The following is a 23,984-nucleotide window of genomic DNA, read 5'->3' as shown; positions in this document are numbered from 1 at the left end:
CTACTAGGCTGACCGGTGTGAATGTCGAGCCGCCGCCCGAGCACGTGTTGGTGGCGTTCGGTTTGGCAGGTGCGCAACCCATCCTGTTGGGTGCCGGTTGGGAAGGTGGCTGGCGATGCGGCGAGGTGGTGTTGTCGATGGTGGCCGACAACGCCCGCGCGGCCTGGTCGGCCCGGGTGCGCGAGACGTTGTTCGTCGACGGCGTACGCCTGGCTCGGCCCGTCCGATCGACCGACGGCCGGTACGTGGTGTCTGGTTGGCGGGCAGACACGTTCGTCGCCGGCGCGCCGGAGCCTAGGCATGATGAGGTCGTCTCGGCGGCGGTGCGGCTGCATGAGGCCACCGGAAAACTGGAACGCCCCCGATTCTTGACCCAGGGACCCGCGGCGCCCTGGGCCGAGATCGATGTGTTCGTCGCCGCAGACCGAGCTGGGTGGGAGGAGCGGCCATTACAGTCGGTCCCACCGGGCGTGCCGACCGCCCCCCCGGCAGCGGACCCCCAGCGATCGATCGATCTGATCAATCAGCTTGCCGGGTTGCGTAAGCCGACCAAGAGCCCGAACCAGCTGGTGCACGGAGATCTTTACGGTACAGTGCTTTTCGCGGGCACCGCCCCTCCAGGGATCACCGACATCACGCCCTACTGGCGGCCCGCATCCTGGGCGGCCGGGGTGGCCGTCGTCGACGCGCTGTCCTGGGGTGCGGCCGACGACGGGCTCATCGAGCGGTGGAACGCGCTGCCGGAGTGGCCCCAGATGTTGTTGCGCGCGTTGATGTTCCGCCTAGCAGTGTACGCGCTGCACCCACGATCCACCGCCGAAGCGTTTCCCGGCCTGGCCCACACCGCGGCCCTAGTGCGGCTAGTGCTCTAAACCTACTCAGCCCGGCGGAAACTCATAGCGGATCTCGCTCAGCGCCACCCGGCCGTCAACACTGAGAACGCCCTCTGCGCGCAACAACTCCAACTGCCGGGTGGCCAGGTGCTGTGCTGGGCGCCCGGAGGCTCTGATCACCCGGTGCCAGGGCAGATCCGAGGAATCGGTCCGCATAATCCAGCCGACAATACGCGGACTGGAAAGCCCTGCGAGAGCTGCGATGTCGCCGTAGGTGGACACCCGGCCGAGTGGGATGGCCGCGACCAGTGAGCGCACCAGCTCCACCTGTTCGTCGGTCACCGGCGCCATGGCTAGCGCGGTCCCAGTCGACTGCGGATCACCGCCGCGACCTCAGTGGGCTTGGCTTGGGGCACCATGTGCCCGCAGTCGAAGTCTAGTAGCTCAAAATCGGCTCCTAGCCGTTTGTCCAGGGCCGCGAGCAGCTGGTCGCTGACGTACGCCGGTGACGCACGGACCGCCCGAACCAGCGTGGTTGCCGTTCCCACCGGCGGCAGCACGATGTCGCGGGCCAGTTCGCTCCAGTAGCACACCATCGCCGGCAGACTGATACGCCAACCGTACCGACCGTTGGGCAATGCGACGAGGTGCTCGTCGAGTTCGGCGTCGAGCACTGGGGGGTCCACGTCCGCCCAGGCACCGGTCGCCTTCTCGGCCCGGGCCTCGGCGGGGTCCAGGTAGTCGGGAGAGGCCAGCATGGCGTCGACCACCTCGCGTACCCGGGACCCGTCCAGAGAGACCGCCGGGTCGAGCAACACCAGCGCCGCGACCTGGTCTGGGCGAGCCGCGGCCAGGTGCATAGCGACAGCGCCGCCGAAGGAGTGTCCGACCACCACTACCGGACCGTCGCCCTGATTGTCGAGGAGTGCTGCCAGGGCGGACACGTTGGCGTCGATGGTCCACGGCGCGGCCCATGGTGACCTACCGTGGCCCAGCAGATCGGGTGCGGCGATGGGGATTTCGGGCAAGTGATGGGCTAACCGGTGCCAGATGCGCCCGTGCTCGGTCACTCCGTGGATGGTCAGCACCCGCGCGGGCCCTGACGGGCCGTAGCGCTGTACGTGAAGGTCGATGATCACGCGTCGATGATGCCAGCCCGGCGACGCCTGCTACCGGTCGATTTCTTCGTCGTCGGCGACCGGAACGACGAAGGCTTGGTCGACGACGTCGGCTTCGCTGGCGTCTCGGTCGCCGGCGCCGCCGCTCAGGTAGGCGGTGTCCAACCCAGCTTCGTCGTCGAAATCGACGGCACGCGCTTGCTCGACCGCATCGGCCTCGGGCACTTCGTCCTGTGGACCGCCGCCTACGACCTCCGCCATGATAGCCACCCCTTCAGATTGGCGTTGTCGGACTGTAACGCAGTGTCCAGTATCCGAGCTTGTCAGACCCTCGTGATGTCATGCGGCTATGTCACATATCTGGGGTGTCGAGGCGGGTGCGGCCCTCGCGCCGGGTTTGCGCGGTCCGGTGCTTGTGCTGGGCGGCCCGGGCACCGGTAAGAGCACACTGTTGGTTGAGGCCGCGGTCGCTCACATCGGCGCCGGCACCGACCCGGAGTCGGTTCTGCTGCTGACCGGTTCCGGCCGAATGGGCATGCGGGCCCGCAGTGCGCTGACGACGGCGCTGCTGCGGTCGCGCACCAACGGCCCTTGCCGGGCGGCGATCCGCGAACCGGTGGTACGCACCGTGCACAGCTACGCCTATGCGGTCTTGCGCAAGGCCGCACAGCGCGCCGGTGACGCCTTGCCGCGGCTGCTTACCAGCGCCGAGCAGGACGCCATCATTCGGGAACTGCTGGCCGGGGACGCCGAAGACGGACCGGCCGCCACCACCACCTGGCCTGCGCATCTGCGGCCCGCGCTGACTACCGCCGGCTTCGCCACCGAGCTGCGAAACCTGTTGGCACGTTGCGCCGAACGCGGCCTGGACCCGCTGGAGTTGCAGCAACTGGGCCGTCGCCGCGGCCGTCCGGAATGGATCGCCGCCGGTCAATTCGCCCAGCGGTACGAGCAGGTGATGTTGTTGCGGGGTGCGGTGGGGCTGGCGGCGCCGCAGGCCACGGCGCCGGCGCTGAGTGCCGCCGAACTGGTGGGGGCAGCTTTGGAGGCCTTCGCGGTCGATCCTGAGTTACTGGCCGCCGAACGCGCCCGGGTCCGGACCCTTTTGGTCGACGACGCCCAACAACTTGATCCGCAGGCGGCACGCCTGGTCCGGATGCTGGCGGCGGGCACCGAGCTGGCCCTGATCGCCGGTGATCCGAACCAAGCGGTGTTCGGGTTCCGCGGCGGCGAGCCCACCGGCCTGCTGGCCGACGATCCGCCGCCAGCAGGTGGTGCCCCCATTCCGTCGGTGACGTTGACGGTCTCTCATCGGTGTGCACCCGCCGTGGCGCGGGCCGTCACCGGCATCGCACGACGGCTACCGGGTCGAAGCGTCGGTCGGCGAATCGAGGGCACCGGGACCGAGGTCGGATCGGTGACGGTGCGCCTGGCCGGTTCGGCGCACGCTGAGGCAGCGATGATTGCCGACGCGCTGCGACGCGCGCACCTGATCGATGGGGTGCCTTGGTCGCAGATGGCGGTGATCGTCAGGTCGGTGCCGCGCGCTGTGCGGTTGCCGCGCGCTCTGGCCGCCGCCGGGGTGCCGGTGGCCCCACCTGCAGTTGGCGGGCCGTTGTCCGCGGAGCCGGCGGTACGGGCGCTGCTCACGGTGCTCGAGGCGACGGCTGACGGGCTCGACGGCGACCAGGCGCTGCTCCTGCTCACCGGGCCGATTGGTGGTGTGGACCCGGTATCACTTCGCCAGCTGCGCCGGACTCTGCAACGCGCACGTCCCGGCCAGACTTCGAGGAAGTTCGGCGACCTGCTGGTGGAAGTGCTCGGCGGCGACGCGCCGCCATCGGGGCCAGGGTCGCGGGCACTGCGGCGCGTGCGTGCCGTGCTGACCGCGGCCGCGCGCTGCCACCGCTCAGGAAGTCTGGGTGGCCAGGATCCGCGCCACACGCTATGGGCTGCCTGGCAACGGTCGGGTCTGCAACGCCGCTGGCTGGCGGCCAGCGAGCATGGTGGTGCGGCGGCTGTCCAGGCCACCCGGGACCTGGAAACGGTGACCGCCTTGTTCGACATCACCGACCATTACGTGTCCCGCACCTCGGGTGCGTCCCTGCGCGGACTCGTCGAGCACGTCACCGCGCTGCAGCTGCCGGTTGTGCGACCCGAACCGGCAGCCCCGACAGAGCAGGTCATGGTCCTTAGCGCACATGCCGCGCTGGGACACGAATGGGATCTGGTAGTTATCGCCGGCCTACAGGACGGCTTGTGGCCCAACACGGTTCCACGTGGCGGTGTGCTTGGCACCCAGCGGCTGCTGGACGAACTCGACGGTGTCACGAAGGATGCCTCGATGCGCGCGCCGTTGCTGGCCGAGGAGCGCCGGCTGCTGGTGACCGCGATGGGGCGGGCCCGGCGGCGGTTGCTGGTGACCGCCGTAGATAGCGACGCGGGCGGGGGCGGGCACGAGGCGGTGCTGCCATCGGCGTTCTTTTTCGAGATTGCCCAGTGGGCCGACGGCGATGGCGAACCCGTCGCGATGCAGCCGGTCTCGGCGCCGCGCGTGTTGTCGGCTGCGGCGGTGGTAGGCCGGTTACGCGCTGTGGTGTGCGCGCCTGCCTGCGCGGTAGATGACGCCGATCGCGATTGTGCGGCAACGCAATTGGCCCGGTTGGCCAAAGCCGGTGTGCCAGGTGCCGACCCGTCCGAGTGGCATGGCCTGGCCCCGGTCAGCACGAGTGATCCGTTGTGCGATAGCGACGATCTCGTCACGTTGACGCCGTCGACTTTGCAGGCACTCAACGACTGCCCACTGCGCTGGCTGGCCGAGCGGCACGGCGGAACAAACACCCGCGAGCTGCCGTCTGCCGTCGGATCGGTGTTGCACGCACTGTTTGCCGAGCCGGGCAGGAGCGAATCCCAACTGCTGGCTGAACTGGACCGGGTGTGGGGCCATCTGCCGTTCGGCGCTCAGTGGTATTCGGCCAACGAGCTTGCCCGGCACCGCGCGATGATCCAGGCGTTCGTACAGTGGCGAGCTCAGAGTCGATCCGAGCTGACCGAAGTTGGCGTGGAGGTCGACATCGATGGGGCCCTCGAGGACGGTAGCGGTCAAGCCAGAAAAATTCGGTTGCGTGGCCGGGCGGATCGGCTGGAACGCGACCCGGCCGGCCGCCTGGTGATCGTCGACATCAAAACCGGCAAGACACCGGTCAGCAAGGACGATGCCCAGCAGCACGCCCAGCTGGCGATGTATCAGCTGGCGGTGGCCGAAGGCTTGGTGCGCGCCGGGGACGAGCCCGGCGGTGCCCGGCTGGTCTATGTCGGCAAAAGCGGGGCCGCTGGCGTCGCCGAACGCAAACAGGATCCACTCACACCGGCCGCGCGCGACGAATGGCGCAACCTCGTCCGGCAGCTGGCCGCGGCGACAGCCGGTCCCCAGTTCATCGCTCGGCGCAACGACGGGTGCACCCACTGCCCGCTGCGGCCGGGCTGTCCGGCCCACGTCCGAGGGTCGGCGCCATGACCCAAACCGCGGCACCGGCACGCTACAGTCCAGCTGAACTAGCCTGCGCGCTAGGACTTTTCCCGCCCACCGCTGAGCAGGCCGCGGTAATCGCCGCACCTCCCGGCCCGCTGGTCGTCATCGCGGGAGCCGGCGCCGGAAAAACCGAAACGATGGCTGCCCGGGTGGTGTGGCTGGTTGCCAACGGCTACGCGGAACCCGGCCAGGTGCTGGGATTGACGTTCACCCGCAAGGCCGCGGGCCAGCTGTTGCGCCGCGTTCGGTCCCGTCTGGCCAGGTTGGCCGGTATCGGCCTCGGCTGCGGCGACCCGGCGGCCTGCGCTCCGGTAGTCAGCACCTACCACGCCTTTGCCGGCTCGCTACTACGCGACTACGGCCTGCTGCTACCGCTGGAACCCGATACCAGGTTGCTGAGCGAGACCGAGCTGTGGCAGCTGGCATTCGATGTGGTCAGCGGGTACGACGGCGTGCTGTGCACCGACAAGAGCCCGGCGGCGGTCACCTCGATCGTGGTGCGGTTATGGGGCCAGCTTGGCGAGCATCTGGTCGACACCCGCGCGCTTCGCGACACCCACGTCGAGCTGGAACGGCTGGTCCACGCTCTGCCGGCGGGCCGCTATCAGCGTGACCGCGGCCCCAGCCAGTGGCTGCTGCGGATGCTGGCCACCCAGACCCAGCGCGCGGAGTTGGTGCCGTTGCTTGACGCGTTGGGTGAGCGGATGCACGCCGGCAAAGTGATGGATTTCGCCATGCAGATGGCCTCGGCCGCACGGTTGGCGGCGACCTCTCCCCAAGTTGGCCAGGATCTGCGGAGGCGCTACCGGGTGGTGTTACTGGACGAATACCAGGACACGGGGCACGCGCAGCGCGTTGTGTTGTCGTCGCTGTTTGGCGGCGGCGTTGATGACGGGTTGGCGCTGACGGCTGTCGGTGACCCGATTCAGTCGATCTACGGGTGGCGCGGCGCTTCGGCGACGAACCTGCCCCGGTTCACCACCGACTTCCCCTTATCGGACGGCACCCCCGCGCCGGTGCTGGAGCTGCTGACCAGCTGGCGCAACCCGCCGCAAGCGCTGCGCGTGGCCAATGGCATATCGGCGGAGGCGCGGCGGCGCTCGGTTGCGGTGCGCGCGTTGCGGCCGCGTCCGGATGCCCCGCCTGGAGCCGTCCGCTGCGCGTTGCTTCCCGACGTGCAGGCCGAACGCGAATGGATCGCCGACCACTTGCGGATGCGTTACCAGCGGGCAGAAGCGGACGGTGTCAAGCCGCCCACCGCGGCGGTGCTGGTACGCCGCAACGCCGACGCCGCCGCTATCGCTGATACCCTGCGGGCCCGCGGAATCCCGGCTGAAGTTGTCGGGCTGGCCGGCCTACTGTCCATCCCCGAGGTCGCCGAGGTGGTGGCCATGCTGCGCCTGGTTGCCGACCCAACGGCCGGGGCGGCCGCGATGCGGGTGCTGACTGGCCCACGGTGGCGGCTCGGCGCCCGGGACCTCGCCGCGCTGTGGCGGCGTGCGCTGACGCTGAGTGGCGAATCACCGTCAACGGCGTCGCCCGAATCGATCGCGATGGCGGCCAGCGCGGACGCCGACAATCCGTGTCTGGCCGACGCCATCAGCGATCCAGGTTCCGCCGAGGGGTATTCGGTGGCGGGATATGGGCGCATCGGCGCCTTGGCCGGTGAACTGAGCGCGCTGCGCGGTCGCCTCGGTCATTCCCTGCCCGACCTAGTAGCCGAGGTGCGCCGCGTGCTTGGCGTCGATTGCGAGGTGCGGGCCTCGGCCCCGGTCTCAGGTGGCTGGGCCGGACCCGAGCACCTTGATGCGTTCGCCGACGTGGTCGCGGGGTACGCCGAACGGGCCAGCGCTAGGTCCAGCGAGGCGTCGGTTGCGGGCCTGCTGGCTTATTTGGACGTCGCCGAGGTGGTCGAGAACGGTTTGCCGCCTGCCGAGTTGACCGTCGCCTGCGACCGGGTCCAGGTGCTGACCGTGCACGCCGCCAAGGGCTTGGAATGGCAGGTGGTGGCGGTGGCACACCTGTCGCGCGGAGTGTTTCCGTCGACGGTGTCGCGCAGCAGCTGGCTTACCGACCCCGCCGAACTACCGCCGCTGCTGCGTGGGGATCGCGCCTCGGCCGGCGCGCACGGCATCCCCGTACTGGACACGTCAGCTGTCGCTGACCGAAAACAGTTGTCGGACAAGATCTCCGAACATCGTCGCCTGCTCGATCAGCGGCGCGTCGACGAGGAGCGTCGACTGTTGTACGTGGCCGTTACCCGGGCTGAGGACACTCTGCTGGTGTCCGGCCACCATTGGGGGCCCACCGGGACAAAGCCGCGCGGGCCATCGGAATTCCTGTGCGAACTCAAGGACATCATTGACCGTTCGGCCGCTGCCGGTGATCCTTGCGGAGTCGTCGAGCAGTGGGCGTCGGCGCCCGCCGGCGATGAGCGAAACCCATTGTGTGACAACGCTATCGAGGCGGTTTGGCCCGCTGATCCGTTGGCCGCACGTCGCGGCGATGTGGAGCGGGGCGCGGCGCTGGTGGCGGCGGCCATGTCGGCCGACTTGCCCGGAAGCACCACCGACATCGATCATCCCCCGCGCCCGGGCGATGCCCCCTGGTCCACTGACGTCGATGCACTGTTGGCTGAACGTGCGCACGCGGCGCGGGGAGCACCTGCCCGTGGTCTGCCGAACCATTTGTCGGTCAGCAGTTTGGTGGAGCTGGTCGGCGACCCGGTCGGTGCGCGGCAGCGGCTGATGTGTCGGCTGCCAAAACGCCCGGACCCGCACGCGTGGTTGGGCGATGCATTTCACGCCTGGGTTCAGCAATTTTACGGTGCTGAACTGCTGTTTGACCTGGGTGACCTGCCAGGTGCAGCGGACCGCGAGGTGGGCGATCCTGAGGAGTTGGCCGCGTTGCAGAGGGCGTTCGCCGCATCATCGTGGGCGGCTCGCACCCCGGCGGCGGTCGAAGTGCCGTTCGAAATGCCGATCGGCGATACCGTGGTGCGCGGCCGCATCGACGCGGTGTTCGTCGACCCCGACGGCGGTGCCACCGTGGTGGACTGGAAGACCGGCAAGCCGCCGCACGGGCCGGCAGCCATGCGGCAGGCCGCTGTCCAGCTCGCTGTCTATCGACTGGCCTGGGCCGCATTGCGGGGATGTCCGACATCCTCGGTGCGTACCGCCTTCTATTACGTGCGCAGCGGCATCACGGTCGTCCCCGACGAGTTACCCGCTCCCGGCGAGTTGGCCATGCTACTGACCGACTGCGCCGGTCGGCGGTCGGACACCTGACGTGGTTACCATTTGTGTCGTGCGTTTGGCGTGCATTGGGGCTAACCGGTGACGGATTTCGGTGGCCGGTAGCTGGCGGCGGTTGCGGGGGCTCGACGAGAAGCTGACCGCGCAGCCTGGTTACGCGCTTGTCGGCGTGCTGCGCATTCCCCAAAGGCGGGCCAGTCCAGCTCGCGTTATTTCACGCCGGGTGGTCGTCGCTGTGGTGGCGTTGCTGGTCACCGCCGGGATCGTCTACGTCGACCGCGACGGCTACCTCGACGCCCAGGGCGATCGGCTGACGTTTCTGGATTGCCTCTACTACGCTGCGGTGACGCTGTCGACGACCGGCTACGGCGACATCACGCCCATTTCCGAATTCGCGCGAGCGATCAACATCTTCGTCATCACACCGCTGCGGATTGCGTTCTTGATCTTGTTGGTCGGCACGACTCTCGAAGTCCTCACGGAAACATCCCGTCAGGCGTACAAGATCCAGCGTTGGAGGAGCAGAGTGCGCAACCATACCGTCGTCATCGGCTACGGCACCAAGGGCAAAACGGCGGTGGCCGCGATGGTCAGTGACGAGTTAGTTCCGGGTGAAATTGTGGTCGTCGACACCGATTCGGGTGTCCTCGAACGTGCCGCGGCAGCCGGTCTGGTCACCGTGCATGGTGATGCCACCAAGTCCGACGTGCTGAGGTTAGCCGGCACTCAGCATGCGTCCTCGATCATCGTCGCCACCAGTCGCGACGACACCGCTGTGCTCGTCACGTTGACGGCGCGCGAGATTGCGCCCAAAGCCAAGATCGTGGCGTCCATCCGGGAGGCCGAAAACCAGCACTTGTTGCGGCAGTCGGGTGCGGACACGGTGGTGGTCTCCTCCGAGACCGCCGGGCGGCTGCTCGGCATCGCTACCACGACGCCCAGCGTCGTGGAGATGATCGAGGATCTGCTGACCCCGGAAGCCGGCCTGGCCGTTGCCGAACGTGAGGTGGAGCAGGCCGAGGTGGGCGGGTCTCCGCGGCACCTGCGCGACATCGTGCTCGGCGTGGTACGTGACGGCCAGCTGCTGCGCATTGGGGCGCCCGAGGTGGACGCCATCGAGGCCAGCGACCGGCTGCTCTATATTCGCCAGGTGGGGCGCTAGTGGCGATCGCAAGCGTGGCGGAGCCGGGCGCGGCGGGTCGCCACCAGTTGGGCCCGGTGGCGATCGCAAGCGCGGCGGAGCCGGGCGCGGCGGGTCGCCACCAGGTGGGGCGCCAGTGACGAACGTAAGCGGCGTGGATTTTCAGCTGAGAAGCGTTCCGTTGCTTTCGCGCGTCGGCGCCGACCGGGCCGACCGGCTGAGGACCGACATGGAGGCGGCCGCCGCGGGATGGCCAGGCGCGGCATTGCTGCGGGTGGATTCCCGCAATCGCGTGCTGGTCGCCAACGGCCGGGTGTTGCTTGGCGCGGCCATCGAGCTGGCCGACAAGCCACCGCCAGAGGCGGTATTCCTGGGTCGCGTCGAGGGCGGCCGCCACGTCTGGGCGGTGCGGGCAGCGCTGCAGCCGATCGCTGATCCCGACATACCAGCCGAGGCGGTGGACCTTCGTGGGCTCGGCCGAATCATGGACGACACCAGCAGCCAACTGGTGTCGTCGGCATCGGCGCTGTTGAACTGGCATGACAACGCACGATTCAGCGCCCTAGACGGCGCGCCGACGAAACCGGCCAGGGCCGGCTGGTCACGGGTCAACCCGATCACCGGTCATGAGGAGTTCCCCCGTATCGACCCGGCGGTGATCTGCCTGGTTCACGACGGCGCTGATCGTGCCGTGTTGGCTCGCCAGGCGGCGTGGCCGGAACGGATGTTCTCGCTGTTGGCTGGCTTTGTCGAGGCCGGAGAGTCGTTCGAAGTCTGCGTCGCCCGGGAGATCCGCGAGGAAATCGGCCTGACCGTTCGCGATGTGCGCTATCTGGGCAGCCAGCCGTGGCCGTTCCCGCGGTCGTTAATGGTTGGCTTTCATGCCTTGGGTGACCCGGATGAGGAGTTCTCGTTCAGCGACGGCGAAATCGCCGAAGCCGCGTGGTTCACCCGCGATGAGGTGCGCGCAGCGCTTGCCGCCGGCGATTGGTCCAGTGCGTCGGAGTCGAAACTGCTACTGCCCGGGTCGATCTCGATCGCCCGCGTGATCATCGAATCGTGGGCAGCGTGCGAATGAAAGTCCACGTCGTTAACCCGCGATCTTTACCAGCTTCGCTTTGACCTCGTCCGCGCTCGGGTTAGTCAGCGTCGACCCGTCGGCGAACTTCACCGTGGGAACAGTTCTGTTGCCGCCATTGACCGAGCCGACGAACTCCGCGGCCGCACGGTTGTGTTCGATGTCGACCTCGTCGTAAGCGATTCGGTTGGCCGTGAGCGCTGTTTTGAGTCGAAGGCAATAGCCACACCATGATGTCGTATAGATGGTGAGCGCAGCGGTGATCATGACACGCTAACCTAGCGCGGCGACGACCCGGGCGGTGTGGCGGCTCGGCAGTTGTTCATGTCGCACGCCCCACGGCGTGGCGACACGCCCGGTCTGTCATCTACCGCTGCCAAGATGGACGTCATGTCGATAGCCAGCGACCCATTGATTGCCGGGCTGGACGACCAGCAGCGCGAAGCCGTACTGGCTCCGCGTGGACCGGTGTGCGTGCTGGCCGGTGCCGGAACCGGCAAGACCCGCACCATCACTCACCGGATCGCTTCGCTGGTCGCGAGCGGTCACGTCGCCGCCGGGCAGGTGCTGGCTGTGACATTCACCCAGCGCGCGGCGGGCGAAATGCGCAGCCGGTTGCGCGCACTCGACGCCGCGGCACGGACCGGTTCGGGCGTCGGCGCTGTGCAGGCGCTGACCTTTCACGCGGCCGCGTATCGCCAGCTGCGGTACTTCTGGTCGCGCGTAATCGCTGACACCGGCTGGCAGCTGCTGGACAGCAAGTTCGCCGTGGTGGCCCGCGCCGCCAGCCGCACCAGGCTGCACGCCAGCACCGATGATGTGCGTGACCTGGCCGGCGAGATCGAGTGGGCCAAGGCGTCCCTGATCGGCCCCGAGGAGTATGTGACCGCAGTGGCGGCCGCACGCCGAGACCCCCCGTTGGACGCCGCGCAAATCGCGGCTGTCTACTCCGAATACGAGGCGCTCAAGGCCCGCGGCGACGGCGTCACCTTACTTGACTTCGACGACCTGTTGCTGCACACCGCGGCCGCGATTGAAAACGACGCCGCGGTGGCCGAGGAGTTCCAGGACCGGTACCGGTGTTTCGTCGTGGACGAGTACCAGGACGTCACCCCCCTGCAGCAGCGGGTGCTCTCGGCCTGGTTGGGTGATCGGGACGACCTGACCGTCGTCGGCGACGCCAACCAGACCATCTACTCGTTTACCGGGGCTTCGCCTCGTTTCCTACTCGACTTCTCGCGGCGGTTCCCGGACGCCGCGGTGGTGCGGCTGGAGCGTGATTACCGGTCAACTCCGCAGGTGGTGTCATTGGCTAACCGGGTGATCGCCGCCGCCCGGGGCCGTGTTGCCGGCAGCAAGCTACGGTTGTCCGGCCAGCGTGAGCCGGGTCCGGTCCCGTCGTTCCATGAGCATTCCGACGAGCCCGCCGAGGCTGCCACGGTGGCGGCGTCAATCGCCCGGTTAATCGCATCGGGCACTCCGCCATCCGAGGTAGCCATTCTCTACCGAGTCAATGCGCAGTCAGAGGTTTATGAAGAGGCGTTGACCCAGGCGGGTATCGCCTATCAGGTTCGCGGTGGCGAGGGGTTTTTCAACCGTCAGGAAATCAAGCAGGCGTTGCTTGCCTTACAGCGTGTGTCCGAACGCGATACCGATGCCGCGTTGTCCGACGTGGTTCGCGCGGTGCTCGCACCACTGGGGCTGACGGCACAACCGCCGGTCGGCACCCGCGCCAGGGAACGCTGGGAAGCGCTCACCGCGCTGGCCGAGCTGGTCGACGACGAGCTGGCGCAGCGTCCCGCACTGCAGCTGCCCGGCCTGCTTGCCGAGCTACGCCGGCGGGCGGAGGCGCGGCACCCACCGGTGGTGCAGGGCGTCACGCTGGCCTCACTGCACGCCGCCAAGGGACTGGAATGGGACGCGGTGTTCCTGGTCGGATTGGCTGACGGCACGCTGCCCATCTCACATGCGCTGGCACACGGCCCCAATAGCGAGCCCGTAGAGGAAGAGCGTCGGCTGCTCTACGTCGGAATCACACGGGCCCGAGTCCATTTGGCGCTCAGCTGGGCGCTATCACGGTCCCCGGGCGGGCGCCAGAGCCGCAAGCCCTCGCGGTTCCTCAACGGCATTGCGCCGCAGACGCGCGCCGATCCGGTGCCGGGCACATCCCGACGCAACCGGGGCGCCGCAGCGCGCTGCCGGATCTGTAACAACGAGCTGAACACTTCGGCGGCCGTCATGCTGCGGCGGTGTGAGACGTGTGCAGCCGACGTCGACGAGGAGTTGTTGTTGCAGCTCAAGTCCTGGCGTCTGAGCACCGCCAAGGAACAGAACGTCCCCGCCTATGTCGTTTTCACCGACAACACCCTGATCGCGATCGCCGAGCTGCTACCTACCGACGACGCGGCGCTGATCGCGATCCCCGGCATCGGTGCCCGCAAGCTGGAACAATACGGATCGGACGTGCTGCAGCTGGTTCGCGGTCGGACCTGAACCGGGCCTGTACCGGCAAACGCGCAGGTCAGAAAATCGGTTGTGGTCAGCTGCTGCCACCGGTTAACCTCCAGGTCGCATTCTGCTGCCAGCCTGGAGATGGCATTGGGGGGCTGGCAACCGCGCGCGACACGAGAGGAGGGCGGCCGCGGTGATTGACAACAACGCATTTGGTGTCGGCGCGGCTGCCGCGGTGCCAACCGCGGGAACCCCCCATAGCAAGAACCGTGTCGCCGCCGCGACTGACGAGTCCGTGGAGCGGGGCTCTACGTAAGCGCTACGTAATCAGCCCCGTTTCGCCAGATGGCCACGGACCCGAAGTCACAGGATCCGTGGCCAAACTTTCGGGACATCTGCCCACCGCAGCATCCCTGGTCCGGATCACTTTCGAAGAACCGCCACCAGACCAGGAAGCAGGTGATACAGGACGTGTCGGTACTGACAGTCCCCAGACAGACCCCCAGACAAAGATTGCCGGTTTTGCCGTGCCACGTCGGTGATCCCGATCTGTGGTTCGCCGATACCCCGGCCGGTCTCGAGGTAGCCAAGACACTGTGTGTGAGCTGCCCGATCAGGCGGCAGTGCTTGGCCGCGGCGCTTCAGCGGGCTGAACCCTGGGGCGTTTGGGGTGGTGAGATATTCGACCAAGGCTCGATCGTGAGTCACAAGCGTCCGCGCGGACGTCCGCGCAAGGATGCTGTTGCATAGCCCGCGATGGTGCGCCCGCCGGCGCGAGCCGGCTCAGACGACGATCGCGTCGGGCTCGGCGAAACCCGGGATCAGCTCCTCCGACAGGGCCTTGATCGGCACATGCGCGTCCAGCTGGCATAGGATCGCGCCCACCGATGCGATAACCCGCATCGGAATCGCGAGCTTGGCCGGCAGGTCCATCTGGCGCGCCGTTCTGATCTGCGCAACCGAGCGGTCGATCTGACTGACGGTCATTTTCTGTAACCACTTGCGGGTGTAGTGGAAGACCTCGACCTGGATGGGCTCGACGTATTGGCGCAGCATCTCGTCGATCTCGCGAACCGACACCTGTCGTCCTCGCTGGATCAACCCGGCCTTCTCCATCGTCGGCAACAGGAGGTCGTAGTTCTTCTCGCGGGCCAGTCGAATCGTCATCCCGAGCTCTATCGGGAAGCCGCCGGGCATCGGTGCCACGGCACCGAAGTCGATGATGCCCATCCGGCCGTCGGGCAGCAGCATGAAATTACCGGGGTGGGCGTCGCCGTGCATCAACCCCAGCCGCCGTGGTGCGTCGAAGGTGAGCTCGGCGAGCAGCGTACCGATCAGATCACGCTGCTCGGTGGTCCCGTGACGGATGATCTCTGCCATCGGCACACCTTCGATCCACTCCTGGATCACCACCTTCGGTGCGCTTGCCACGACGTGAGGCACCTGGAAGCGCGGGTGGTCGTGGTACGCCTTGGCGAAGGCGCGCTGGTTGGCGGCCTCCAGCCGGTAGTCGAGTTCCATTTCGGTGCGTTCAACCAGTTCGTCGACCACCCCTTGGACGTCGGCGCCGGGTGAGAGCTGTTTGAGCACGCCGACCATGCGCTGCATGGTCTTGAGGTCCGCGCGCAGCGCCTCGTCGGCGCCGGGATACTGGATCTTGACGGCCACTTCTCGGCCGTCCGACCAGATTGCTTTGTGCACCTGGCCGATGCTGGCAGATGCCACTGGGGTGTCGTTGAACGAGCTGAACCGCTCCCGCCATTTGGTGCCCAGCTGTCCGTCGAGTACCCGGTGCACCTTACTGGCGGGCAGCGGTGGGGCGTCCTTCTGCAGCTTGGTCAGTGCTTCCCGGTAGGGTTCGCCGAACTCGTCGGGAATGGCGGCCTCCATCACCGACAGCGCCTGGCCGACCTTCATCGCGCCACCCTTGAGTTCGCCGAGGACGGTAAACAACTGATTGGCGGCCTTCTCCATCAGCTCGGCGGTAACCTCGTCTTTTGACTTACCGGTCAGTCGCTTGCCGAGCCCGAGCGCCGCCCGACCGGCGAAGCCGACCGGGATGCTGGCCAGCTTCGCATTGCGCGCGGCGCGGCCCCGTTTGATATCTGACACACTCCCATCATCCATGACGGTTATCCGGTCGGGGTGTTGATCTGGTAACAACTGCCTGGGTGCGGACGGTTGAGCTTGCCCCGAGTCGACAAGCGCCGACAAGCGCCGACAAGCGTTGTGGTGTTGGCCGCATCAGTGAAATGTGCAGGAGGGTGGACCGCAAGAAACCATGTCAGCAAGATCAACGCAGCACGACGCTGCCGACGCCCTGTTCAGAGCGATCATCGAAACGCTGGACAAGCACCGCAACGAGCGCACCCTGACAGAGGACGTGCTCGACACCTTGGCCAGAGCCTATGCGTCAATCTCGACCAACGTGCCGGAGCAGGGACGACTGGGTTAGACGTAACGTCAACAAAAACACCGCGGATGCCTGGTCCATTGTCGCGCCACGATAGAGCCAGCGTTGAGATCGAACTCCAAGGTGGTGTTCAGCGCCGACGGGGGCTCAGGGGTCGCCTCCTGTCCACGCACGGCGGCGATCACCCGGTTCACTTGGCTGAGCGCCAGCGCCGCCGTCGCTAACAACGTGGCCCGGTCGGCCACCCCGACGGTGTCCCGCAATTGGGCGGCGATGGCCGGCCACGCGGCGTCGCGGTCGCTGCGATGCAGGTCAGCGCAACCGAGACAGCTGGTCACGCCGGGGACCACCAGGGGCCCGACCATCCCGGTGCCGTCACGAACCCGAACGGGAAGATGCGGAACTCTCTCGGTGTGCAGATCGCGCACCATGTGCGGATCGGCCACCAGATAGTCCGACAACACCACCAGATCCACGCCCGCGGGAGTCACCGCCGCATGTGGTTGGCTGCTGTGCCTGATCCGGGCACCGGAGCAGCGCAGCGCCTGGACGAGCAGGTCTGACAACGGCCCGCGACCGTGGACCCGGATGGACGCGGCGCGACGCCGGGAATCCAGGTTTCCGGGGTTGGCTAGGGGGGTCGCTACACCCGCGCCAACCAGTTGCGCGACAAGGTTCGCCATGGCGTCACCGTCAACCAATCCACGCTCGGCGGCTTGGCGCTGCAACTCGGTGATTGGTATCGGTGATCGCATGGACCGCAGCAGCGCGGCCAAACCTGTCGCGGTTAATCCACGCGGTGGACGGACGAGCACAGCCCGACGAGGATCCCAGCCCACTTGCACGGCACCGTCGGGTCTTAGCAGCACCGGCATCGCAGGATTCAACGAATACAGAGCAGACGCAGCCCGCCGCATGACCTGAGACGGTGCCACACTGCGAGCAGACACACCGCTCAGTTATCCACAGGACCGCCATCGTGGCCGGAGTCGTCGGCGCCGCGGGCCTGCTGGTCCCGCTCGAGTTCGGCGATCGCTTCGTCGATACCGCTGGTGTCGCCGCCGATGACACGGTCGATAAAGGCGGCCGGGTCGTCGAGATCGTCAGTGGCGGGCAGCAGGTCCGGGTGCTGCCAGACGGCGTCGCGGGCGTCCATGCCGACGGCCCGGGTGAGGCGCTCCCACAGCGCTCCGGCCTCCCGCAGTTTGCGTGGCCGCAGCTCCAGCCCGACCAACGTCGCAAAGGTCTGTTCGGCGGGGCCGCCACTGGCTCGGCGTCGGCGCAGCGTCTCGCTGAGCGCTGCCTCACCCGGAATTCGCTCGCCCAGCGCCGCAGTCACCACGGTCTGCACCCAGCCTTCGATCAGGGCGAGCAGTGTTTCGAGTCGTTCCAATGCCTGCGTCTGGGCCGGCGTTGCCTTGGGCTCGAATACTCCCTGGCTCAGCAGCTGTTCCATGGCGGCGGGATCGGCCAGCGACGTCGGATTGATATCGCGGGCCAGCTCCTCGATTCCGGTCATATCGATCTTCATGCCCATGGCGTAGGCCTCGACGGCGCCGAGCAGTTGACTGGCCAGCCAGGGAACGTGGCTGAACAGGCGGTGATGTGCGGCCTCACGGGTGGCCAGGAACGTCAGAATCTCGCTGCGCGGTTGCTCGAGTCCGGCGGCAAACGATTCGACGGCGCCGGGCAGTATTGCGGCCACCCCCTTGGGCCCCAGCGGTAGACCGATGTCGGTAGACGTCAGCACCTCACGGGACAGCCGGCCCAGCGCTTGGCCCAGTTGCGAACCAAACGCTATGCCGCCCATCTGCGACATGATCGACAGCAGCGGGCCGGCCATGCTCTTGGCCTCTTCCGGCAGCGACGACGCCCAGACCGTGGAGATCTGCTGGGCCATGGGATCGCACAGCCGTTTCCAGGTAGCCAAGGTGTTGTCGACCCAGTCGGTGGGGCTCCAACCCACCGCCTTGGTGGCGCCAGCGGGTAGCGAGGTTGCCCCGTCAAGCCAGGTGTCGGCCAGATGCACCGCGTCGGCGATCGCCGAGTTCGTGGCCGCCGGGATGGGCGCGATGAACCCGATCGAGCTCGACGCGACCTGCCGGGCCAAGTCGTAGTTGACCGGTCCTGAGGTTTTGCCCGCGGCCATCGCGGTGCCGACGCCGCCGAACATCTCTCCTAGGCGGGTGAAGATTTGCCCCAGGTCGGCCATGTTGAATTCTCCACCGATGCCGAACGCGCCCAACGGATTGGCGCCCGATCCGGAATCGGCACCGTCCTTCCCGCGCTTATCGCGCCCAGACGGATCTTCCGGGGGGTCGTCTCCGGAAGAGAAGCCGAAAGGCAGGTCACCCATGACCTCAACGGTACTCACCGCGGGAACAGAAGGTGCGATCAGCGGTCACGCTCGCAGCTGAACCAGCCCGGCCAGGTCCGTCTAGTGTATGCGGCGTGAATAGGCGGATATTGACCTTGATGGTCGCGCTGGTGCCGATCGTGGTATTCGGCGTGTTGCTCGCCGTGGTAACCGTGCCGTTTGTGGCGCTGGGACCCGGCCCAACGTTCGACACGCTCGGCGAGATAGACGGCAAGCAGGTGGTCCAGATCGTGGGCACCCAGACCTACCCGACGTCAGGTCACCTCAACATGACGACGGTCTCCCAGCGCGACGGTCTAACCCTGGGTGAAGCCCTGGCCCTGTGGCTTTCGGGTCAAGAACAGTTGATGCCACGCGACCTCGTCTACCCTCCGGGCAAGTCGCGGGAAGAGATCGAAAATGACAACGCCGCTGATTTCAAGCGCTCCGAGGCCGCCGCTGAGTACGCCGCTCTGGGGTACCTGAAGTATCCGAAAGCAGTCACCGTCGCCTCGGTCATGGATCCAGGGCCATCGGTGGACAAGCTGCAGGCCGGTGACGCCATCGACGCCGTCGACGGCACTCCGGTGGGCAACCTCGACCAGTTCACCGCGCTGTTGAAGAACACGAAACCGGGCCAGGAGGTGACGATCGACTTCCGCCGCAAGAACGAGCCGCCCGGCATCGCGCAGATCACGCTGGGCAAGAATAAGGATCGCGACCAAGGCGTCCTGGGCATAGAGGTGGTGGACGCGCCGTGGGCGCCGTTTGCCGTGGACTTCCACCTCGCCAACGTCGGCGGCCCTTCGGCCGGACTGATGTTCAGTCTGGCCGTCGTCGACAAGCTCACCAGTGGCCACCTGGTTGGGTCGACGTTCGTCGCAGGCACCGGCACGATCGCCGTCGATGGCAAGGTGGGCCAGATCGGTGGCATCACCCACAAGATGGCCGCTGCTCGAGCGGCCGGCGCGACGGTGTTTCTGGTGCCCGCGAAGAACTGCTACGAGGCAAGTTCCGACAGCCCGCCCGGTTTGAAGTTGGTGAAGGTCGAGACGCTTAGCCAGGCGGTGGACGCGCTGCACGCGATGACGTCGGGCTCGCCGACGCCGAGCTGCTAGCTCGCGCCGGCTGCTGCGGATGGTTGCGGTGCGTAGAGTTATGACCGTCGAGAAAGTCTCAACCAGCCAGAACGATCAGGGAGCGTAGCTAGTGGGAATGCGGTCCGCCGCAAGGATGCCGAAACTGACACGGCGCAGCCGGATTCTGATCATGATCGCACTGGGTGTGATCGTGCTGCTGCTCGCTGGCCCGCGTTTGATCGACGCTTACGTCGACTGGCTGTGGTTTGGTGAGCTTGGCTACCGCTCAGTGTTCACCACCATGCTGGCTACCCGCATCGTGGTGTGCTTGGTTGCCGGGGTGGTGGTCGGCGGCATCGTGTTCGGCGGGCTCGCCTTGGCCTACCGCACTCGCCCGGTGTTCGTCCCGGATGCCGACAACGATCCGGTTGCACGGTATCGCGCCGTCGTGCTGGCACGCCTGCGGCTAGTCGGCATCGGAATCCCCGCGGCGATCGGCTTGCTGGCCGGCATCGTCGCCCAAAGCTACTGGGCTCGGATCCAGCTGTTCCTGCACGGCGGTGACTTTGGGGTTAGGGATCCGCAGTTCGGGCGGGACCTCGGCTTCTACGCGTTCGAGTTGCCGTTCTACCGGCTGATGCTCAGCTACATGCTCGTTTCGGTATTTCTGGCATTCGTGGCGAATCTGGTGGCGCACTATATCTTCGGTGGCATTCGGCTATCCGGACGCACCGGTGCGCTGAGCCGCTCGGCGCGCGTCCAGTTGGTTAGCCTGGTCGGGGTACTGGTGTTACTTAAAGCCGTTGCTTATTGGCTGGATCGGTATGAGCTGCTGTCGCACACGCGTGGCGGCAAGCCGTTCACCGGTGCCGGGTACACCGATATCAACGCCGTCCTGCCGGCGAAGCTGATTCTGATGGCGATTGCGTTGATTTGCGCGGCCGCAGTGTTCTCGGCGATCGCCCTGCGGGACTTGCGGATTCCGGCGATCGGCCTGGTGTTGTTGCTGCTGTCGTCGCTGATTGTCGGCGCCGGCTGGCCGTTGATCGTCGAGCAAATCAGCGTCAAACCCAACGCTGCGCAAAAAGAGAGCGAATATATCAGCCGAAGTATCACCGCAACTCGGCAAGCCTATGGCCTGACGTCTGATGTGGTGACCTATCGCAATTACAGCGGTGATAGCCCGGCTACCGCGCAACAGGTCGCTGCCGACCGCGCGACTACCTCGAACATCCGGCTACTCGACCCGACAATCGTTAGCCCGGCGTTCACCCAGTTCCAGCAGGGCAAGAACTTCTACTATTTCCCGGACCAGCTGTCGATCGACCGCTACCTCGACCGCAACGGTAACCTGCGCGACTACGTCGTCGCGGCCCGCGAACTCAACCCGGACCGGTTGATCGACAACCAACGGGACTGGATCAACCGGCATACCGTGTACACCCACGGGAACGGGTTCATCGCCTCACCGGCCAACACCGTGCGCGGTATCGCCAACGACCCGAATCAAAATGGCGGTTACCCCGAATTCTTGGTCAACGTCGTCGGGGCCAATGGCACCGTGGTGTCTGATGGGCCGGCGCCACTGGATCAGCCGCGGATCTACTTCGGTCCGGTGATCTCTAACACGTCCGCGGACTATGCGATCGTTGGACGCAATGGCGACGACCGCGAATACGACTACGAAACTAACATCGACACCAAGAGATACACCTACACCGGAAGCGGTGGAGTCCCGCTCGGTGGTTGGTTAGCCCGTAGCGTGTTCGCTGCGAAGTTCGCCGAGCGAAACTTTTTGTTCTCCAATGTGATTGGCTCCAATAGCAAGATCTTGTTCAACCGCGATCCGGCGCAGCGGGTGGAGGCGGTAGCGCCGTGGCTGACGACAGACAGCGCTGTGTATCCCGCGATCGTCAACAAGCGACTGGTGTGGATCGTCGACGGCTACACCACGTTGGACAATTACCCGTACTCCGAGCTCACCTCGCTGTCCTCGGCGACCGCGGACTCCAACGAGGTGGCGTTCAACCGGTTGGTCCCGGACAAGAAGGTTTCCTACATCCGCAATTCGGTGAAGGCCACTGTGGATGCCTACGACGGAACGGTCACGCTGTACCAACAGGACGAAAAGGATCCGGTGCTCAAGGCCTGGATGCAGGTCTTCCCCGGCACGGTAAAGCCTAAGAGCGACATTGCGCCGGAGCTCGCCGAGCACCTGCGGTATCCCGAGGACCTGTTCAAGGTGCAGCGCATGTTGTTGGCCAAATACCACGTCAATGATCCGGTGACGTTCTTCTCCACATCGGATTTCTGGGACGTGCCGCTGGACCCGAATCCGACCGCCAGCAGTTATCAGCCGCCGTATTACATCGTCGCGAAAAACATTGCTAAGGACGATAATTCAGCCTCATATCAGTTGATCAGCGCGATGAACAGATTCAAGCGTGACTATCTGGCCGCCTACATCAGCGCCAGTTCCGATCCCGCGACCTACGGCAATCTCACGGTGCTGACCATTCCAGGCCAGGTCAACGGGCCCAAGTTGGCCAACAACGCGATCACCACCGATCCGGCGGTGTCCCAGGACCTCGGTGTCATCGGACGCGACAACCAAAACCGCATCCGCTGGGGCAACTTGCTCACGCTCCCGGTGGCCCAGGGTGGACTGCTCTACGTCGAACCGGTCTATGCATCCCCGGGAGCCAGCGACGCTGCTTCGTCCTACCCGCGGCTGATCCGGGTGGCGATGATGTACAACGACAAGGTGGGATACGGCCCCACGGTGCGGGATGCGCTCACCGGCTTGTTCGGGCCCGGGGCCGGTGCGACGGCTACCGGGATCGCGCCCACGGAGGCAGCGGTACCACCGAGTCCCGCTGCGAATCCACCGCCGCCTGCCAGTGGACCCCAACCGCCGCCGGTGACTGCGGCGCCCCCGGTTCCCGTCGGGGCGGTCACCTTATCGCCGGCCAAAGTTGCTGCGCTGCAGGAGATCCAGGCTGCCATCGGCGCGGCGCGGGATGCGCAGAAGAAGGGCGACTTCGCCGCCTACGGGTCGGCGCTGCAGCGACTTGATGAGGCCATCACCAAGTTCAACGACGCCGGGTAGTCAGTCGGGGCGCTCGCGGCGAGCAGACGCAGAAGTCGCCGATTTCACCGGAAATCGGGGACTTCTGCGTCTGCTCACGGGTGCTCGTCGGCTCCCGGATCCGCGTGGTCGTCCCCTCGAACCCGGCCTCGCCCCACACCCCGTCGGCCACCTCGCCGCATCCACGGATTCACCGCGGCCCAGCGGGGCTGGGACCGGGGGGGTCAATGCGCGCCGGGCTCCATTGGGCAGTGATGAAGTCGGGATTGTCGAACTCGCCGTGGTGATCCGGTGTCCCGGTTTGGAAAACGGCGAAGCACGCCTTCACGGCCAGCAGGTAGCGCAGCCGCGGACCGGGACGGTGGAAGGCCATACCGTATCGGTGCACCACATTCTTGCGAACCTGCGTGCCCAGACCGAGCTGGAACTTCCCGCTGGTAGCTTCCTGGAGCTCCCACGCCGCGGCTGCCGGGACGAAGGGACCGCGCGGGAACGCCAACGCGATCCCGGTGGACAGCTCAAGGCCGGGCGCGGCCGGCGAGGCGACAGTTGCGTTTGAGATCGACGGTGCGGCCGTTTTCGGGGAACAGAGAACCCTGCGGCCTGGGCGACGCGCCAGGTCACCGAGCTGGCTGAGCGGCTGCGGAATCATCATCGCATCGACGCGTACGGCGCAGCTGTATGCCCGAGCTCCGCTGATCTGGGCGGTCGTGCTCCGGCACCCGCGATTTGGCGAGCTTCGTGCGTGTTCGGTAGCCTGGCATTTACCGACGCGGGGTGGAGCAGCTCGGTAGCTCGCTGGGCTCATAACCCAGAGGTCGCAGGTTCGAATCCTGTCCCCGCTACCAGCGGAAATGACCCCAGAGGTGCGACCTCTGGGGTCATTTTCATGCCCGATGGGAACGGATTTGGGAACATTAGTCTTGCTAATTGCTTGGCTTGCTATTTAGCTTGCTTGCGGTCTGAACGTCAGTCTTCGCCGATCAGGACTGCGGCTGCTGTCCTGGGCTGCTTAGCGGTAACCCGGGTTTCGGGCGTGCGGATCGGTCTGTAGGGGCCTCTGAAATCGTCTCGGGCCAGCCCCGTTTGGCGGGCGTGGTGTTTGCGAGAGCGGGCGCGATGATGAGGTCTCGTCGGTGATGCGCGCGGTGGTCAGGTGAGGTGATAGCCGAGGCGTCGAGCGGCGCGCCAGCATTGCTAATGCGAAGGCTGCCGCAACGCGCAATGGTTATCGGTGGTGGCGCCCATCCGGTTCGCAGCGCCCCGCGCCGCGCCAGGTATGTCGGAGTGCGCGGCTATCGTGACCCGCCGGGAGGACCGGGAGATGGGAAAGCAGGGAGACCGCAAGGCTAGAAAGCAGCGTGCTCAGGAACGGGAGCAGCACCGTCGTCAGGCGAGCGCCAACCGCGAACCGTGACGCGGCCGGTGGCGGCATCAAGATGCCGCCACCGGCCGCGCCGGATGCCCCTGTACAACGGCCCGACTACTCCGAAACCGACTGGGACGCGCTACGGGCCGCTTATCCACGTGACGCTGAACGGGTGAAGCGGGCCATGTTCATGGTGTCAACGGCAACCGAAAACTGATCAGGTGTCGGCAAGGTGGTTTCTAGGCGGTGTCGCAACACATCTCTAGGTTCTG

At 66.5% G+C, this 23,984-nt stretch carries 19 protein-coding genes and 1 tRNA gene; 12 read left to right on the top strand and 8 right to left on the bottom strand.

Translation table 11 applies throughout. From position 1 onward, the window contains the following. Positions 1 to 17 precede the first annotated feature (17 nt). Positions 18 to 872, top strand: coding sequence for a TIGR02569 family protein (locus MCAN_RS16960; RefSeq protein WP_003416850.1), 855 nt, complete (start codon positions 18 to 20; stop codon positions 870 to 872). 6 nt (positions 873 to 878) lie between these two features. Here MCAN_RS16960 and MCAN_RS16955 read toward each other — a convergent pair whose 3' ends face one another. The 3 genes from MCAN_RS16955 to MCAN_RS16945 are packed head-to-tail and all read right to left on the bottom strand — an operon-like array spanning position 879 to position 2,212. Continuing rightward, positions 879 to 1,184: an MGMT family protein gene (locus MCAN_RS16955; protein ID WP_003416847.1), complete on the bottom strand. Its 306-nt coding sequence runs from the start codon at positions 1,182 to 1,184 to the stop codon at positions 879 to 881. Positions 1,185 to 1,186: 2 nt separating this feature from the next. Next, positions 1,187 to 1,972 carry a lipase LipV gene (gene lipV, locus MCAN_RS16950; protein WP_041180143.1) on the bottom strand — a complete coding sequence of 262 codons (786 nt, stop codon included), beginning with the start codon at positions 1,970 to 1,972 and terminating at the stop codon, positions 1,187 to 1,189. Positions 1,973 to 2,002: 30 nt separating this feature from the next. Beyond that, on the bottom strand, positions 2,003 to 2,212 hold the full coding sequence (locus MCAN_RS16945) for a hypothetical protein (RefSeq protein ID WP_041179961.1): 210 nt from the start codon (positions 2,210 to 2,212) through the stop codon (positions 2,003 to 2,005). An 88-nt stretch (positions 2,213 to 2,300) separates the two neighbouring features. Between MCAN_RS16945 and adnA the strand changes: the two genes are divergently transcribed. The 4 genes from adnA (at position 2,301) to nudC (ending at position 10,956) form a co-directional block, all read left to right on the top strand. Further along, the gene (adnA, locus tag MCAN_RS16940; protein ID WP_003905015.1) at positions 2,301 to 5,468 is read left to right on the top strand and encodes an ATP-dependent DNA helicase AdnA; all 3,168 of its coding nucleotides are present in this window, start codon (positions 2,301 to 2,303) and stop codon (positions 5,466 to 5,468) included. Next, positions 5,465 to 8,770, top strand: a complete 3,306-nt coding sequence (adnB, locus tag MCAN_RS16935) for an ATP-dependent DNA helicase AdnB (RefSeq protein ID WP_014001619.1) — start codon at positions 5,465 to 5,467, stop codon at positions 8,768 to 8,770. Before adnA ends, adnB begins: the two co-directional genes overlap by 4 nt. A 61-nt stretch (positions 8,771 to 8,831) precedes the next feature. After that, positions 8,832 to 9,899 (top strand): potassium channel family protein, encoded by a 1,068-nt coding sequence (locus MCAN_RS16930; protein WP_014001618.1) that lies wholly within the window; start codon positions 8,832 to 8,834, stop codon positions 9,897 to 9,899. Between the two features lie 115 nt (positions 9,900 to 10,014). Then, a complete protein-coding gene (gene nudC, locus MCAN_RS16925) occupies positions 10,015 to 10,956 on the top strand; it encodes an NAD(+) diphosphatase (protein WP_003416829.1) in 942 nt (313 codons plus the stop codon). Positions 10,957 to 10,968: 12 nt separating this feature from the next. Here nudC and mrx1 read toward each other — a convergent pair whose 3' ends face one another. Further along, positions 10,969 to 11,223, bottom strand: a complete 255-nt coding sequence (gene mrx1, locus MCAN_RS16920; RefSeq protein WP_003416827.1) for a mycoredoxin Mrx1 — start codon at positions 11,221 to 11,223, stop codon at positions 10,969 to 10,971. Positions 11,224 to 11,346: 123 nt separating this feature from the next. Here mrx1 and uvrD2 point away from each other — a divergent pair, with 123 nt between their 5' ends. Continuing rightward, complete coding sequence (uvrD2, locus tag MCAN_RS16915; RefSeq protein WP_003416822.1) at positions 11,347 to 13,449, top strand: ATP-dependent DNA helicase UvrD2; 2,103 nt, start codon at positions 11,347 to 11,349, stop codon at positions 13,447 to 13,449. Positions 13,450 to 13,878: 429 nt separating this feature from the next. Beyond that, on the top strand, positions 13,879 to 14,157 hold the full coding sequence (gene whiB7, locus MCAN_RS16910; protein WP_003899963.1) for a transcriptional regulator WhiB7: 279 nt from the start codon (positions 13,879 to 13,881) through the stop codon (positions 14,155 to 14,157). A gap of 33 nt (positions 14,158 to 14,190) precedes the next feature. Here the strand turns inward: whiB7 and MCAN_RS16905 are convergent, their stop codons facing one another. After that, on the bottom strand, positions 14,191 to 15,534 hold the full coding sequence (locus tag MCAN_RS16905) for a macrolide-binding ATPase MABP-1 (RefSeq protein WP_003416815.1): 1,344 nt from the start codon (positions 15,532 to 15,534) through the stop codon (positions 14,191 to 14,193). A gap of 154 nt (positions 15,535 to 15,688) precedes the next feature. Between MCAN_RS16905 and MCAN_RS16900 the strand changes: the two genes are divergently transcribed. Then, the gene (locus MCAN_RS16900) at positions 15,689 to 15,862 is read left to right on the top strand and encodes a hypothetical protein (RefSeq protein ID WP_015456486.1); all 174 of its coding nucleotides are present in this window, start codon (positions 15,689 to 15,691) and stop codon (positions 15,860 to 15,862) included. A gap of 8 nt (positions 15,863 to 15,870) precedes the next feature. On the opposite strand, the gene MCAN_RS16895 is transcribed toward MCAN_RS16900, so the two are convergent. Together MCAN_RS16895 and MCAN_RS16890 are read right to left on the bottom strand one after the other, a co-directional pair. Continuing rightward, on the bottom strand, positions 15,871 to 16,737 hold the full coding sequence (locus MCAN_RS16895; protein ID WP_021082912.1) for a hypothetical protein: 867 nt from the start codon (positions 16,735 to 16,737) through the stop codon (positions 15,871 to 15,873). Between the two features lie 38 nt (positions 16,738 to 16,775). Next, the gene (locus tag MCAN_RS16890) at positions 16,776 to 18,194 is read right to left on the bottom strand and encodes a zinc-dependent metalloprotease (protein WP_014001617.1); all 1,419 of its coding nucleotides are present in this window, start codon (positions 18,192 to 18,194) and stop codon (positions 16,776 to 16,778) included. Positions 18,195 to 18,271: 77 nt separating this feature from the next. Here MCAN_RS16890 and MCAN_RS16885 point away from each other — a divergent pair, with 77 nt between their 5' ends. Together MCAN_RS16885 and MCAN_RS16880 are read left to right on the top strand one after the other, a co-directional pair. Then, positions 18,272 to 19,294: a YlbL family protein gene (locus tag MCAN_RS16885; protein ID WP_003416799.1), complete on the top strand. Its 1,023-nt coding sequence runs from the start codon at positions 18,272 to 18,274 to the stop codon at positions 19,292 to 19,294. A 91-nt stretch (positions 19,295 to 19,385) separates the two neighbouring features. Next, positions 19,386 to 22,364, top strand: coding sequence for a UPF0182 family protein (locus MCAN_RS16880; protein ID WP_003416795.1), 2,979 nt, complete (start codon positions 19,386 to 19,388; stop codon positions 22,362 to 22,364). A 169-nt stretch (positions 22,365 to 22,533) separates the two neighbouring features. Here MCAN_RS16880 and MCAN_RS16875 read toward each other — a convergent pair whose 3' ends face one another. Continuing rightward, the gene (locus MCAN_RS16875; RefSeq protein WP_003416793.1) at positions 22,534 to 22,995 is read right to left on the bottom strand and encodes an LLM class flavin-dependent oxidoreductase; all 462 of its coding nucleotides are present in this window, start codon (positions 22,993 to 22,995) and stop codon (positions 22,534 to 22,536) included. A gap of 119 nt (positions 22,996 to 23,114) precedes the next feature. Between MCAN_RS16875 and MCAN_RS16870 the strand changes: the two genes are divergently transcribed. Together MCAN_RS16870 and MCAN_RS16865 are read left to right on the top strand one after the other, a co-directional pair. Beyond that, positions 23,115 to 23,191, top strand: a tRNA-Met gene (locus MCAN_RS16870). Positions 23,192 to 23,704: 513 nt separating this feature from the next. Next, positions 23,705 to 23,929, top strand: a complete 225-nt coding sequence (locus MCAN_RS16865; RefSeq protein ID WP_041180142.1) for a hypothetical protein — start codon at positions 23,705 to 23,707, stop codon at positions 23,927 to 23,929. Positions 23,930 to 23,984: the final 55 nt, after the last annotated feature.

Source organism: Mycobacterium canetti CIPT 140010059 (assembly GCF_000253375.1).
GTDB lineage: Bacteria > Actinomycetota > Actinomycetes > Mycobacteriales > Mycobacteriaceae > Mycobacterium > Mycobacterium tuberculosis.
The sequence above is the reverse complement of the archived record's forward strand: the minus strand, read 5'-3'. Positions and strand labels throughout refer to the sequence as shown.

Excerpts from the sequence above, each read along its gene's own strand:
- MCAN_RS16955 (WP_003416847.1), bottom strand. The coding sequence starts at position 1,184 with ATGGCGCCGGTGACCGACGAACAGGTGGAGCTGGTGCGCTCACTGGTC.
- MCAN_RS16945 (WP_041179961.1), bottom strand. The coding sequence starts at position 2,212 with ATGGCGGAGGTCGTAGGCGGCGGTCCACAGGACGAAGTGCCCGAGGCC.
- adnA (WP_003905015.1), top strand. The coding sequence starts at position 2,301 with ATGTCACATATCTGGGGTGTCGAGGCGGGTGCGGCCCTCGCGCCGGGT.
- adnB (WP_014001619.1), top strand. The coding sequence starts at position 5,465 with ATGACCCAAACCGCGGCACCGGCACGCTACAGTCCAGCTGAACTAGCC.
- mrx1 (WP_003416827.1), bottom strand. The coding sequence starts at position 11,223 with ATGATCACCGCTGCGCTCACCATCTATACGACATCATGGTGTGGCTAT.
- uvrD2 (WP_003416822.1), top strand. The coding sequence starts at position 11,347 with ATGTCGATAGCCAGCGACCCATTGATTGCCGGGCTGGACGACCAGCAG.
- MCAN_RS16905 (WP_003416815.1), bottom strand. The coding sequence starts at position 15,534 with ATGGATGATGGGAGTGTGTCAGATATCAAACGGGGCCGCGCCGCGCGC.
- MCAN_RS16900 (WP_015456486.1), top strand. The coding sequence starts at position 15,689 with ATGTCAGCAAGATCAACGCAGCACGACGCTGCCGACGCCCTGTTCAGA.
- MCAN_RS16895 (WP_021082912.1), bottom strand. The coding sequence starts at position 16,737 with ATGCGGCGGGCTGCGTCTGCTCTGTATTCGTTGAATCCTGCGATGCCG.
- MCAN_RS16875 (WP_003416793.1), bottom strand. The coding sequence starts at position 22,995 with ATGATTCCGCAGCCGCTCAGCCAGCTCGGTGACCTGGCGCGTCGCCCA.